The sequence below is a fragment of the Moraxella nonliquefaciens genome, assembly GCF_001679005.1.
Lineage (GTDB): Bacteria > Pseudomonadota > Gammaproteobacteria > Pseudomonadales > Moraxellaceae > Moraxella > Moraxella nonliquefaciens.
Window position 1 is genome coordinate 62,930 of sequence record NZ_LXTW01000003.1, and the last position, 14,244, is coordinate 77,173.

12 protein-coding genes and 1 pseudogene are annotated in these 14,244 nt (G+C 40.4%); 4 read left to right on the forward strand and 9 right to left on the reverse strand.

What is annotated here, in order from left to right; translation table 11 throughout:
* The 6 genes and pseudogenes from A7456_RS11315 to A7456_RS01490 all read right to left on the reverse strand — a co-directional run.
* A pseudogene (locus A7456_RS11315) lies at window positions 1–559 on the reverse strand (hypothetical protein); the annotation flags it as partial.
* Between the two features lie 129 nt (window positions 560–688).
* The gene (gene lspA, locus A7456_RS01470) at window positions 689–1,237 is read right to left on the reverse strand and encodes a signal peptidase II (RefSeq protein ID WP_066886136.1); all 549 of its coding nucleotides are present in this window, start codon (window positions 1,235–1,237) and stop codon (window positions 689–691) included.
* A 191-nt stretch (window positions 1,238–1,428) separates the two neighbouring features.
* Window positions 1,429–4,722: an isoleucine--tRNA ligase, N-acetyltransferase domain-containing gene (gene ileS, locus A7456_RS01475; RefSeq protein ID WP_067006846.1), complete on the reverse strand. Its 3,294-nt coding sequence runs from the start codon at window positions 4,720–4,722 to the stop codon at window positions 1,429–1,431.
* Between the two features lie 88 nt (window positions 4,723–4,810).
* The gene (locus tag A7456_RS01480; protein WP_003663294.1) at window positions 4,811–6,040 is read right to left on the reverse strand and encodes an MFS transporter; all 1,230 of its coding nucleotides are present in this window, start codon (window positions 6,038–6,040) and stop codon (window positions 4,811–4,813) included.
* Entirely contained in the window at window positions 6,030–6,431 is a 402-nt protein-coding gene (locus A7456_RS01485; protein ID WP_067006849.1) for a carboxymuconolactone decarboxylase family protein, read from the reverse strand. Before A7456_RS01485 ends, A7456_RS01480 begins: the two co-directional genes overlap by 11 nt.
* The gene (locus tag A7456_RS01490) at window positions 6,415–7,422 is read right to left on the reverse strand and encodes an aKG-HExxH-type peptide beta-hydroxylase (RefSeq protein WP_067006852.1); all 1,008 of its coding nucleotides are present in this window, start codon (window positions 7,420–7,422) and stop codon (window positions 6,415–6,417) included. Before A7456_RS01490 ends, A7456_RS01485 begins: the two co-directional genes overlap by 17 nt.
* Window positions 7,423–7,968: 546 nt before the next feature.
* On the opposite strand from A7456_RS01490, the gene A7456_RS01495 reads away from it, so the two are divergent.
* The 4 genes from A7456_RS01495 to A7456_RS01510 all read left to right on the forward strand — a co-directional run bounded on the left by A7456_RS01495 (window position 7,969) and on the right by A7456_RS01510 (window position 10,516).
* Window positions 7,969–8,175 carry a hypothetical protein gene (locus A7456_RS01495; protein ID WP_066891715.1) on the forward strand — a complete coding sequence of 69 codons (207 nt, stop codon included), beginning with the start codon at window positions 7,969–7,971 and terminating at the stop codon, window positions 8,173–8,175.
* A gap of 249 nt (window positions 8,176–8,424) precedes the next feature.
* On the forward strand, window positions 8,425–8,988 hold the full coding sequence (locus A7456_RS01500) for a c-type cytochrome (RefSeq protein WP_067006855.1): 564 nt from the start codon (window positions 8,425–8,427) through the stop codon (window positions 8,986–8,988).
* A 132-nt stretch (window positions 8,989–9,120) separates the two neighbouring features.
* Window positions 9,121–9,951 carry an HpcH/HpaI aldolase/citrate lyase family protein gene (locus A7456_RS01505; RefSeq protein ID WP_158512458.1) on the forward strand — a complete coding sequence of 277 codons (831 nt, stop codon included), beginning with the start codon at window positions 9,121–9,123 and terminating at the stop codon, window positions 9,949–9,951.
* A gap of 79 nt (window positions 9,952–10,030) precedes the next feature.
* Window positions 10,031–10,516 (forward strand): FKBP-type peptidyl-prolyl cis-trans isomerase, encoded by a 486-nt coding sequence (locus A7456_RS01510; protein ID WP_066891727.1) that lies wholly within the window; start codon window positions 10,031–10,033, stop codon window positions 10,514–10,516.
* Window positions 10,517–10,578: 62 nt separating this feature from the next.
* On the opposite strand, the gene A7456_RS01515 is transcribed toward A7456_RS01510, so the two are convergent.
* The 3 genes from A7456_RS01515 to A7456_RS01525 all read right to left on the reverse strand — a co-directional run bounded on the left by A7456_RS01515 (window position 10,579) and on the right by A7456_RS01525 (window position 14,160).
* Window positions 10,579–11,352 (reverse strand): lysophospholipid acyltransferase family protein, encoded by a 774-nt coding sequence (locus A7456_RS01515; RefSeq protein WP_067007358.1) that lies wholly within the window; start codon window positions 11,350–11,352, stop codon window positions 10,579–10,581.
* Between the two features lie 131 nt (window positions 11,353–11,483).
* Window positions 11,484–13,370 carry an ATP-dependent zinc metalloprotease FtsH gene (ftsH, locus tag A7456_RS01520; RefSeq protein WP_067006860.1) on the reverse strand — a complete coding sequence of 629 codons (1,887 nt, stop codon included), beginning with the start codon at window positions 13,368–13,370 and terminating at the stop codon, window positions 11,484–11,486.
* A gap of 157 nt (window positions 13,371–13,527) precedes the next feature.
* The gene (locus A7456_RS01525; RefSeq protein WP_066886118.1) at window positions 13,528–14,160 is read right to left on the reverse strand and encodes an RlmE family RNA methyltransferase; all 633 of its coding nucleotides are present in this window, start codon (window positions 14,158–14,160) and stop codon (window positions 13,528–13,530) included.
* Window positions 14,161–14,244 lie beyond the last annotated feature (84 nt).

Sequence of the window (14,244 nt, forward strand, 5' to 3'; positions counted from 1 at the left end):
TTTTCTTAGCCTCTTCTTGGGCTTTTGCTTGTTCAGCGTTTAGGTGATTTTCCTTAGCGATGCGTGCCTGTTCTAACAGTTCATTAGCCTGTACTTTGGCAGCTTCAAGTTCGGCAAATAACTGCTTGGCATGAGCCTGCTTTTGGGCTTCAAGTTTGGCAAGTTCCGCTTTTTTGGCATTATCGTTGTCAAGCCCTGCTTGATATTTTTGTTTGGCAAGTGATTGAGCTTCTTTTTCAATTTCTAGCCAAGCGTGGTATTTGTTATTGATGGTATTTTGTAGGTCGTTTGCTTGATTGGCAAGTTTGGCATCGGCGATTTGAGCGGTCTTTATCGCTTCTTTGGCATGTTTGATGGCATCGCCGTAGACGTTTTTTACAAGTTCGGCACGCTTGTGTGCTTCTTTGGCACTGATGGCAAGTGGGTCGGCATGATTGATGATGAGATTGGCATGTCGTGTGGCATTCATGTCATCATCAATGGCACAGCCTGTGGCACTCATTGCCACAAAAACCGATACGGCAAGAGGTCTTAGGATAAAACGATGGTTGATGTTCATACAATTACCTATGTATACAAAATGAATGTTTACAGACCATTGTAACACTTTTTGGTCGCTTTTGTAAAAAAGATTAAGTTAATTTAAGTGCATTCTTTGTATAAAATGACTAAACATGGGCAAAATCCATCATGATACGCCATTTTTACGTTTATTTTCCAAAAATAGCATGTCCACCATCACAAGTCCCATACCGCCCATGATCGCCATGTCCGCCACATTAAACACAGGATAATGCCACATATTGGCATAATGAACATGAATAAAATCAATCACATGACCATATAAAAAGCGGTCAATGACATTGCCAATTGCCCCACCTAACACCAAAGCAAGCCCCCATGCCAGAATTTTGGCATTTTTGGGAATTTTGCGAAGGTAGACCATGATGAATGCTGATACCAAAAGCCCCAATGTGGCAAACAACCACTTTTGCCAACCACCTTGATTGGCAAGAAAACTAAATGCCGCCCCATGATTATAAGCAAGCGTCCAGTTTAATATCGGTTCAATCACATTGATGCTATTGCCTTCATTGACGAGCCATTTTTCAAAAAAAATCTTGGTCATCTGGTCAATGACAAGCACGACAAACCCAATGAAATAATAAAGTATGGCTTTATTGGCATTGGCACTTGATGCTAAGGGTTGAATGTTATTTTGGGTATTTTCTGACATAATAAATTCTTGTAGATTGGTGTGCCTACCCTTTATCACACATTTTAGGGTATTGTAACATAGGGTATTGTAACAATGAATTACCCGCTTTTGAACGGATATGTTTATGGCAAATGGCAAAAGCAGGCACGTCCTAATGATGAATCATCCAAAACATATGGGCAAATTGTACTTTAAATTTGCCCACAGCATTATGCAAATTTACGCACCTCTCCTTTGTCATCTACATTAGACACACAACGTCCGCATAGCTTGGGATGTTTAACATGACGACCTACGTCGGTGCGAATGTGCCAACAACGGATACATTTTTGTCCATCTGCTGGGGTGATGATTACGTCATTTTCGCCTTGTGTCAGACTGATGTCGCTTGTGATAAAGACAAAACGTGCTTCATCGCCTAATTTTGATACAGCATCAAAGACTGTCTTGTCTGCTAAGATGTTGGCTTTGGCGGTTAAGTTGGCACTGATGATTTTGGCAGTACGAGCATCGTCCATTGCTTTATTAATGTCATCTTTTAGTGCCAAAATCACTTGCCAATCATCTGGGGTGATGTCTGTCATGATAGGGCTGGGCAAATCATACCAATTGCTTGCAAAGATGTATTTATGGGCGTTGTTGGCACGGATAAAGCCCCATGCTTCTTGGGCGGTGAATGGCAAAATCGGAGCAATCCAATGCACAACCGCTTGGGCGATGTGATATAGGGCGGTTTGGGCGGAGCGTCTGGGGTGTCCGTCCGCCTTAGTAGTGTAAGTACGGTCTTTGATGATATCAAGATAAAATCCCCCCAAACTTTGCGAACAGAACATAGATACTGCCTGAACAACTTGGTGAAAATCCATGTCGTGATAGGATTTTATGATTGTCTCTTGGGTATCCTTGGCAAGATGTAGGATGAATTTGTCAAGGCTGACCAACTCGTCCAACGCCACACTGTTCGTGGTTGGGTCAAAATCGCTGGTATTGGCAAGTAAAAATCGTATGGTATTACGGATACGGCGATAATTATCCACCGCCCCTGCAAAGACTTTTTGTCCTGCACTCATCTCGTAGCGATAATCAGCAGAGGCAATCCACAGACGGAGCATGTCCGCCCCTGTTTTGTCAATCTCTTTTTGTGGTTCGATGATATTGCCCAAAGATTTGCTCATTTTATGCCCTTTTTCGTCCACGACAAAGCCATGGGTTAGGACTTGTTTAAAGGGGGCTCGCCCATAAATGGCTTCACTGGTGAGCAAAGAGGTTTGAAACCAGCCACGATGCTGATCTGAGCCTTCTAGATACATGTCGGCTGGGTTGGTTAGGCTGTTATCTTGGTCAAGTACGGCAAAATGTGTGCTGCCTGAATCAAACCACACATCCAGTGTGTCGGTTACTTTGTGATACTCACTGCTCTCATCACCCAAAAAGTCGCTAATGTCAGCATCAAACCATGCTTCAATACCGCCTTGTTCAATGATTTGGGCGGCTTTTTCAATAAGCTCGGAGGTGCGTGGGTGTAATTGGTCTGTTTCTTTGTGGGTAAAAAAGGTAATCGGCACGCCCCATGTGCGTTGGCGTGAGATACACCAGTCAGGGCGACCATCAATCATGGCTTCAATGCGGTTTTGACCCCATGCTGGTGTCCATGTGATATTTTTGATGTCGTCTAGGGCTTTTTGGCGAAGTCCGTTTTGTTCCATGCTAATGAACCACTGAGGCGTGGCACGAAAAATAATGGGGGTTTTGTGTCGCCAGCAGTGTGGATAACTGTGGTGGATTTTTTTGTGGTCAAGCAAGTGTCCGCTTGACCCCAAAGTCTCGATAATCTTAGGCTGTGCTTTGTAGATGTGTTCACCCACAAAAACCTTGGCATTGTCCAAATACACGCCTGCATCACCAACAGGGTTTTCAACAGGTAAATTGTATTTGTTGCCAACAATATAGTCGTCCACACCATGAGCAGGAGCGGTATGCACCAACCCTGTACCACTGTCAGCGGTAACATGCTCGCCTGTGATGATGGGTACTTGGCGTTCGCTGATAAGAGGGTGTTGGGCGTTTAAGACGGTCAAATCTGCCCCTTTGATGGTTGTGATAGCCTTAACATCATCAAGTGCCACATTTTTACTAAAATCTGCCACCAAATCATTTGCTACGATAAAATGGGCACTGTGATTGATGGTGCTTGGGTTTGTGATGGTATAGACCCACATTTTACCAAAGTCATTTTCTACATCTTTTTGATAAGTTGCCCCTAATTTTTCTACCGCTTTTTTGGAGCGGTCATTGCCTTCATGTATTTGAAAACGCACGGTATTTCTGTATTTAAAGGCGTGGTTTAATAAGGTGTGTTTAATCTCATCATTTACCCCTTTGCCCCAAAATTCGGGTGTGATGAAGGTAAAACCAATACCAATGACATCATCTTTGGCATTGTCATGACAAAAACGGGTTGTGCCAATGATATTGCCAGTTCGCTTATCAATAATGGCATAGGCTTTATCTTTCACTGCTTGTTCAAAAAATGGTTCAAACACCTCTGGCAGGTGTCGTTTGGTTGGCATAAATTGCCAAATGGCAGGGTCGGACGCACACGCTTGTAGTGCCTGCTTATCGGCTTTGGTTAGGGTTCTTAGGGTAAAATTTTTACTGTCAATTTGGCTTGGTAGTGCAAAGATGGGGGTTTTTTTGCCCTTAATGACGGCATAATCAAAGTCGCCATGTACCGAGATTGCTTGGTTGGCAGGCAGTGTCCATGGGGTTGTTGTCCAAATGACGGCTTGAAGCGTGCCACTGATATTAGCGATGATGGGTAGGTTTTCACGATTGACAATATCAAAGCCAACATAGATGGCATCTGAGGTTTTGTCTTGATATTCAACCTCCGCCTCAGCAAGGGCAGAACCACAATCTAAGCACCAGTTGACAGGTTTCATGCCACGCACGATATGACCGTTGTCATAAATCTTTCCCAATGCTCGCACGATATTGGCTTCTTGTTGGTAATTCATGGTCAAATAAGGGTTGTCCCAATCGCCAAGCACGCCCAAGCGTTTAAAATCTGCCATTTGTAGTTGCACCTGACTTTTGGCATACTCTCGGCACGCTTCACGAAACTTCGTCGCATTGACCTTTTGTCCGACTTTACCAATTTTTTGTTCTACTTTTTGCTCAATGGGCAGACCATGGCAGTCCCAACCAGGGACATAGACGGCATCAAAACCCGATAGGTTTTTGGATTTGGTGATGATGTCTTTTAGGACTTTATTGACCGCATGACCTAGGTGAATTTGCCCGTTGGCATAAGGGGGGCCGTCATGCAAAATGTATTTGGGCAAGCCTTGTTTGGCTTGACGAACTTGCTGATATAGTCCATCTTTTTCCCATTCGTCAAGCCATTTTGGCTCACGCTTTGCAAGGTTGGCACGCATGGGATATGGCGTATCGGCAAGATTTAGGGTGTCTTTGTAGTCTTCTTGGGAGGCTTGGTTTGTCATGGCTTGGCTCAAATTTATTTAAAACGGCTAATTATAGCCTAGTTCACAACATTTATAAAGACAAAATTTACCTCAACTACCCAAATGATTATTGATAAATTTTAGGGTAGTAAGTTTTGTAATAACCCTCCAGTTTATCATTATCTACCTTATAGATATGAACAACATCTAAATTTTTATCAATCATAACAGACAACATTAATAAAAAACAAACAATCACACCATAAAAATAAATCAAAAATCCATTATTTAACACCCAAGTCGTCAAAAAAACACCAATGGGAATAAACACAATACAACACGCCAAAAAGATAAATTCAAAACTGGCACGAATATCCTTTGGGGTTGCTGTACAGCGAATATGGGTACTGTTAATATTAAACATTACCACCCCAACACCCATCATTATTAATGCCATGCAAAACAGATAAAATCCGTCCAACAAAGACAATAAAATCCCAATCGCAACCAATACAATGCTACACACCACACTTTTATGACTGCCAATTTTTTTATTGAATAATTTTAGAAAGTAAACACTACCCAATATCATTCCAATACCAAAACAACCCTCACTAATACCGATATAAAATGCAGGTAATTTAAATTTATTTGCTATATTATAGGGAATGATATAAGCAATCATTGGGGTGATGATAAAATTAGCCAGCAATGATACCAAAACCATCAATCTTTCAATGGGATTTTTAAGTAATATTTTAAAGGTATTTTTTGATTGTTTTTCTAAGTTTTCCTGCAATTTTATATTTTTTATACCATAAAACAAAATGCCACTTATAAAAGATAAAATAATACAAGCACATATAATTTGATGTGCACCAAAATAATGAATAATAAACCCAGAAATAGCGGGAGACAAGATGGTATTGATGGAATTGACAAATCCACGCACCTTAAAACCATTTGATTTATTGTTACCACCATACAAGTCATTGGTAAGGCTTGTCCCTAACGGATTTAAAAGAATGGTAAAAATAGAACTAATAACAAAAATTATACCAAAAATAAAATAATTATGAATAAATAATAATGGCAAAAAAGATAATAAGCAAATAACACAAAAACACAGTAATATCTTTTTACTATGAATGGTAAATTTTGGTTGACTGCACACCCAAGAAAACAACAACAATGCCAACACCTGACACGCCCAAGAAGTTCCAATAAAAACCCCCAAATGCTGGGGGTTTTTAAATACGGTAAGCATTAACCAAGCAAACAAAAAACCAACGGTTCTAATACTTGTATTCAGTACTGTTTCTGCAACTTGATAAACATAAAAATCCCTATGCTTCATTGTCTTTTCCTTGTAGATATTTCTTGTGCACTTCATCAAGCACAACAGCAGCATTCATTGCTCTTGTAAACCCACTGAATATTGCGTTTTGTATCAATATTTCTTGAATTTCTTCTTTTGTAATACCAAGCTTATAAGCAGCTAGCCCCTGAAATGACAATTGCCTTTCTGAACTACCCATAGCAATAAGTGCTGATAATGTTGCTATATGCCGTTCTTTAATGCTCAAAACACCTCTTTGATAAATATTTCCATAAATTGAATCAATAAGCATTTCAACTAAATCTGGTGCTATTGGGTATAAATCATCGTTTAGCCTTCTTACTGCATCGTCATTAAATCTTTGCATCAATTCGATGGTTTCTTTGGATAACTTATCTGTTAATTTCATTAGGCATATCCTTTAATTCTTTGTAACAGTTCTCAATTATGGCACTTCCCAAATTCGTTAATTTTCCATTTTTGGAAATAACATCATAGCAAGCTAAAAATTGTTCCTTATTTTTATTGATATGAGAAATCAGATCATCGTAAGAATATTGAGTATTTTGTTTTTTGATAATTTGATTAAAAAATCGTGCTATTCTATACAAAACAAAAGCTGCGTGATATATACCATTCATTGTTCTTAAGCCAGTTCTAAGGGGTGATGGATAACGCTCATCATCTGAGTTAAGCACAACTTCATCATGTATCATTACAGATAACAATATTTGATGAGCAGATTCGTGTATAATCTTATCTAAGATAAACAAATCATCTTTATCAACAAAAATATCTTCATTGAAAAAAATACAGCCTAGTTTATCAAAGTCACTTCCAGAATAAACCATTTCTTGACTATCTTTAAAGTCTACACCAAATACATATATATCATCCACTATATTGTCAATTTCCATATAAGTTTCAAAATCAATATCCTTAATAAAATTCATAAGATTATTAATTTTTAACTTATACTCATCAATTAAATTAACATTAATTGGTTTGCAGGAAAATTCATAAGCATCATCATTAATTTTATTAAACTGATTTAAGTACAGGTTGCCCACATCTCCCACACCAGAGAAAATTATTTTTTCTCTATCATAAAACGAGATAAATTTATTAAAAGAAATAAACACATCATTTATTTCATAAATATTATTTTTTGTAATTGATTTAACAAGGTGATTAATAAAGTGGAATAAGATACCTCCCAATATGGAGTGAGATTCTGCAAACTCTATATTTTTGGCTATATTTTTCTTGAAATCTTTATCTAAGATTTCATCGCAAACATCCAACAAATAATAAAAAGAATCTACAATCTTTTCATTATTTGCACCACGCAATACAATTGCCAAAGATTGGTTTGGATTATAAATATTATTAAAATTCATTCATCGTCCTTAATACTTAATCAATAAAAAAAAAGACACCAGATTTTAACCCAGTGTCTTTTTGATTGGCATTACTTCTTATCTTTAACACCAATTGTCATAATTGTTTTGCAGTTTGATTGGTTTTTAAGCCCAACAACTTTGCTTAGGTCTAATTGCTTTAACATAACATATTCCTTATATAAATGAAAAAGATAAACACCATAACCTAAAATACCTCATCAGCCTATGGTTCTTTGATTCTAAGTTAAAAAAAACAAGATGTCAAGAATTTTTTATAAATTAGCATAATTTTTTTATTAAACCATTGTTTTTAATATATTTTTTTCAATATTCAACCCAAAAAAAGCGGTATCAGCAAGGTTTAGGGTGTTTTTGTAGTCGGTTTGGGCTTGGTCTGTCATCATTGGCTCGTAAAAAATAAAGGAAAATGAGTAATTATACCTTAAAAAATGCTTGAATTTAGAAAGGTTGTAATGCGTGAAATTTAACTTTTTTTGGGGGGAGATTTGGTAGAGTGGAGTAAAGTTTTTTGGCGACTTGATAATGATGAAAAAATTAAGCAGAAAAACCAATTCACAATTAACAATGCTATTTTGTGCAATAATTTTGGGTTATTTTGGGATTATTAAAAAGGATTATGACAATCCTGCAATTGCTTTTATTGCCATTTATATGGTATTGGAGATTTTGTATTATTTTTGGCAATTTTATAAAAAGAATGATACGATAGAGTTGAAGGATGAGTGGTAAGGTTATTTGTTATCATAGGTTTGTATTATATATTTGCCATTACAGGTTATTACTGTTTTTCCATCAATAACATTTATGAATTTTGGTAATTTATAAAATTTTATAAAAAAGAATGATTTGGTAAGAATGTGCAATAAATCTAAAAATAAGAATAATTATCAAAAATTCATCTTTACAATTCTCCCCTTTAATTCCTTACAAAAATTCGGTATATTAAAGCCATCGTTAGCCAACTTGTGAAGCTCGCTTATGAAACATTCTAGTAAAACCTTATCATTATTATTGGCAAGTGCCGTATTTTTGACCGCCTGTGGGGGCGACAAACCTGCCAGCCCCACCTCAGAGACCAAGAATAACACCCAAGCTGTCTCTGCCAGTACAGAGCTTAAAGCCGATGAAGTGACATTAAATGAGACCGATGGATTAAGTGGCACAGATGAGACCAAGGCGGATGAAGTGGCAACCGCTGACTCTGCTACCTCTGATGCAACCGATAAAGGTACGGTAGAGACCGTCCAAACAGACAATGCTGAACAAGCAGACCTTGCCGCCGCTCCTGTACAGGCTTTATCTATTGCCGAGGGTAAGGCACGGTATGAAAAAACTTGCAGAATTTGCCACGACCAAGGATTATTAGATGCCCCCAAACTCACCGCCAAAGCCGACTGGGCAAAACGTTTGGATAAAGGCATAGACACCTTGCACAAGCACTCTGCCAAAGGTTTTGGTAAAATGCCAGCACAGGTTACAGGCGAGGTTAGTGAAGCTGAGGTTTATGCAGCGGTTGATTATATGGTAAGTCAAGTTCAATAACCTAAGCCTACAAATATTAAGCTTAGACACTCTCACGTGTATTTGACTTTCACGCCCATTTAGCATATTTTGGGGCGCATCCACAGGCGAATGTGGTCATTTGCTTGTGGTCATTTACTAAATGGATTTGCCATGCTTGCCCACCTCTTCGTCCCTGCCACGCAGCCCAAACGTATCATTAAAGCCCTAACCGACCCTGCCATCACCGCTCATATCCATGCTATCATCATTGATTTTGAGGATGCTGCTGCTGACCGCTTGCCTGCTGACGTGCGTCATGAGTTAGGTGATTTGTTGGGTGATTTGACTCAGACAAAAATCACACCAGATATTTGGGTGAGAATACATGGGGCATCTCATGGTGAGTTTTGTTTGGATTGTGAGTGGATAAAGTCTCATGATGTCATCAGCACTGTGGTGCTACCTAAGGCTAAGAGTGCCAAGCAGATAAGCCTTACCCATGAATTAACCACTCGCCCCGTTGTTGCCATGATTGAAAGTGGGCAGGGTGTTTTAAATGTTGGCTCTATGGCACGTGCGTCAGGACTGATGGCGTTAAGTTATGGCTGTTTGGACTTACTAACATCGCTAAGAATTGGCAAGGATACATTGGCAGGGGCGATGATGCTAGATAAAGTGCGGTGTGAACTGGTATTGCACTCACAAGCAAATGGGCTAAATGCTCCGATTGAGACGATTTATCCTAATTTTGGCGATGATGATGGTTTTGCCAAATGGCTGACGCACGCTGATGATTTTGGCTTTGGTGGTTGCCTTGTCATACACCCCAGACAGTTGGGCGTGATACAAAGACAAAGGGTGCATAATGGGGACAACATAGCATTTGCCAAAAAGGTGCTGTCTTATCATCATACAACAGGGCAGGCGTGTTTTGCCATTGATGGGCAGATGGTTGATTTGCCAGTGATTGATTGGGCAAAAAAGGTGTTGGCAAGTGATTGATTGGCATAATATAGTATGGGTGTTTTACTACACAGGGAGTGTGTGGTAAACTGGTTCCATATTTTTGTTTTGGAATGTTATGAATATTTTACCCAGCGAAGAGATTCGTATTACTGACGGCAGCACCGTTTTATTGCACTTTGAGGTAAGCTTACCCAATGGCACAATCATTGACAGTACTTTTGGGCGAGATGAGCCTGTAACATTAGTGATGGGTGATGAGAGTCTATTGGCAGGATTTGAGCAAGTACTCATCAACCTAAAAGCAGGCGATGTCCGCACCGCCCATCTGTCGCCTACACAAGCTTTTGGTGACTGGCATGGTGAGAATGTCCAGACTTTTTCTCGTGCCAAATTTAGCTTGTCTGAACCAAACCCTGTGGTAGGCATGATGATGGAATTTATTGATAAAGGACAACATACTTTGGCAGGTGTGGTATGCCATGTTGATGACGATGAGATTAAAGTGGATTTTAATCACCCATTGGCAGGACAAGATGTGTTGTTTAAGGTGCAGATTTTTAAGGTAACACCAAAGGGGCAAATGGCGGTTGAGTTAAAATGAAAAACACCAAAAATACCAAAAACAGTAAGGTTGGTAAAGGTGTTGGGTACAATAAATAAACTTTAAGCCTTTAACACTTGTCTGTGTAGCTCTGCCAAACCTTCCTCCATCGTTTGTTGTAGCATCTCGGTAAGTTCGGTGCGAGTTTTATCTTTGGGGGACAGCGGTGTTAAGGGTAACACATAAGCCTTAACGCCGTCACTGTCCGCCACTCGCCTTAGACTCTCTGCCATCGTGCGTTTGTCATAATAAGCACAGTCATCCGATAGCGTGCCATCTGCATTGACATAAGCGATTACCACAGGACAGATGGGCAAACCTGTATCCATGCTGGCTTGTAGTAGCTTACCGTGGATTTTTTTGATGTGCTTACCGTCTGTTGTGGTTGCTTCTGGGAAAAATACCACTGATGAACCACCACGCAAAAAATCAGCGATTTGGCGTGCCACACCATCGGCATCGCCTGAACCACGTTTGATAAACAGTGTCCCTCCTGCTCTGGCAAGTCTACCAAAAATAAACCACTCACCAATCTCCGCTTTTGACAAAAAGAACACTGGTGCAACCGACCCTACCACAGGAATGTCCAGCCAAGAGATGTGGTTAGACACCCAAAGTCCATGTGTCTGTGGCACAGGCTTTACTTGCACAACTTCCACACCAAATGCACGGGTCATTTTTCGGCAAAAGGTTTGGATATATTTTGGCAAAACGTCTCTGGGGGGTTCTTTAAAGGCTCCAATGCGTTTGGCGGCGGCAAATCCACCAATTAAAGTATTGCCCATGCCTGCGATGATTTTGGTGCGTTTTAGTTGCTTTTTTATGAAATTTGCCATAAGATTATTATTGTCAATTAAAAAGGCGTATCGTATAAGACTTTGGGGGAAATTGCAAGTATTTTTGGTAAACATGAATGCACCAAACCGCCTTAGGGGCTAAGGCGGTTTGGTATTAAGACGGTTTATAATCAAACACTCGGCAAGGGGGGTGGCAGTTCATCGTTTTTGACGACATCCACCGTTGGTACTTCGTGTTGATATTCTTTTGGCTCTCGTGGGGGTTCACCATTCATGATTTGTAAGAACTGCTCACGGTCAATGGTTTCCCATTTCATAAGTGCCTCCACCATGGCGTGCATTTTGTCATGATTGTCATCGATGAGTTTATAGGCCACATCATACTGTTCTTCTAGAATGCGACGAACCTCATCATCAACTTTTTGTTGGGTTGCCTCACTGATGGTACGAGTTGCCCCACCAAAATATCCGCCCTGTTCTTCATCTTCATAGACCATGACGCCAAGTTTATCACTCATGCCATATTTGGTTACCATGGCACGGGCAAGTTTGGTTGCACGTTCAAAGTCGTTGGATGCCCCTGTGGATTTACGATTGATAAAAATCTCTTCGGCAATACGTCCACCAAACAAGATGGAGATGTCATTTAGCATCTTATCGCCATAACTGCCTACGGCATCTTGTTCAGGTAACTGCCATGTTACCCCAAGTGCCCAACCACGAGGCATGATGGTTACTTTATGCACAGGGTCAGTAAAGGGGAGTAGTTGTGCCACCAAGGCATGACCTGCTTCATGATAAGCTGTGGCACGTCGTTCCTCTTCACGCAGTACCATGGATTTACGTTCAGGCCCCATATAGAGTTTATCTTTGGCATCTTCAAAATCGTTCATGTCCACGCTTATCTTGTTGCGACGGGCAGCAAATAGGGCGGCTTCATTGACAAGGTTGGCAAGCTGTGCCCCACTAAAACCTGGAGTACCACGAGCCAAGGCATTGACATCCACACCGATGGTTTGGGGGAGTTTTTTAAGATGAACGTTTAGGATTTGTTCACGACCTTTGATATCTGGCAAGCCAACCGATACCTGACGGTCAAAACGCCCCGGACGCAGTAGGGCTTTATCCAACACATCCACACGGTTGGTTGCAGCAATGACAATCACGCCATCATTACCCTCAAAACCGTCCATTTCTACCAACAACTGGTTTAGCGTTTGTTCACGCTCATCATGGCCACCGCCCATGCCCGAGCCACGATGACGACCCACAGCATCAATCTCATCAATAAAGATGATACAAGGAGCATTCTTTTTGGCCTGATCAAACATATCACGCACACGGCTTGCACCCACCCCAACAAACATCTCAACAAAATCTGAACCTGAAATACTAAAAAATGGCACTTTGGCTTCACCAGCGATGGCTTTGGCAAGCAGTGTTTTACCTGTACCTGGAGGGCCTACCATCAGTACACCACGGGGGATGGTTGCCCCAAGTTTGGTAAATTTATCAGGGTCTCTTAAAAAGTCCACAATCTCAACGACTTCCTGCTTAGACTCTTCGCAACCTGCCACATCAGCAAAAGTTACTTTAATGTCATCTTCGGAGAGCATTTTGGCTTTGGACTTACCAAAACTCATGGGGTTGCGACCACCCATGCCACCACCGCCTCTACCACCACTCATACCACGCATGAACAGCCAAAACAGACCAATGATGAGTAAAATGGGAAATGCAGCGATGAGTAGTTGAGTGCCTACTCCTTGACGCTGTGGCATTGACCCTTCTATTTCTATGTTGTGTTTGCGAAGCAGAGGCATAAGCTCATTATCAACCAAGGCGGGGCGAACGGTCTTAAAATCTGAGCCGTTGACCTTTGTGCCTGTAATCTCTTCACCATCAATCTCAATTTTTTGAATTTGACCTTCGGCAACTGCCGAGACAAAGGCTGAATACTTCATCTCATCAGCTTTGCTTGAACCGCGGTCAAGATTACTAAATACCATGACTACCACGGTGATAATCACAAGCCATAATAGAATGCTTTTTGCCATGTCGTTCACAAAGGGTTTCCTGTTTTTGGCGTTTGATACAATTATTTGAAAAAGTCAAAATGGGGTTAAAATGGGATAAATCGTGTAATTTTCATACAAAAGATATTGCTTTTAATAGGGCTTATTATTAATAAATCAAGCCTAAATGTTTGTATGGTTATTTTATGGCCACCCAAAACATCTCTTTGGAGCGTGGGCGACTTGCTTTGGGTTTGATGCTTTTGATTTTGCTAAACTTTTTTTGCATGTCAGCACGCAATTTTGGTGAACCCTCGCCTTGGAATACTTTCATGATTAACGCACCACCATCTGGCAGTACGTTTAGGGCAAAATCCACCGCCAACTCGCACAGATACATCATGCGTGGCATATCCACCGCCGACATCCCTGAGGTGTTGGGTGCCATGTCGGATAAAACCACATCCACACGCCGTCCACCTATTTCATCCATGATTTTGTTAAAAATCTCTTCTTCTCTAAAATCACCTTGGATAAAGGTTACATTTTCAAGGGTGTCCATTGGTAAAATGTCAGATGCAATTAAAATGCCATCATCACCCACCAACTGCCCTGCCACCTGCGACCAACTGCCAGGGGCAGAACCTAAATCCACCACGGTCATGCCTTTTTTGATAAGACCAGTTTTTTCGTTAATTTCCAATAACTTATAAGCCGCTCTGGCACGATAGCCATCTTTTTGGGCTTTTTGAACATAATAATCGTCAATATGTTCTTTCATCCATGCTTTTGATGATTTGGAGAATTTTTTGTTGGTAATGCGAGTTGCCATCGGTCAGTATTGATAAATGCTAAAAATAACTGCTTAGTTTAACATTTTTATAAGAAAAATTGGTATATTTTTGTTATAATAAGC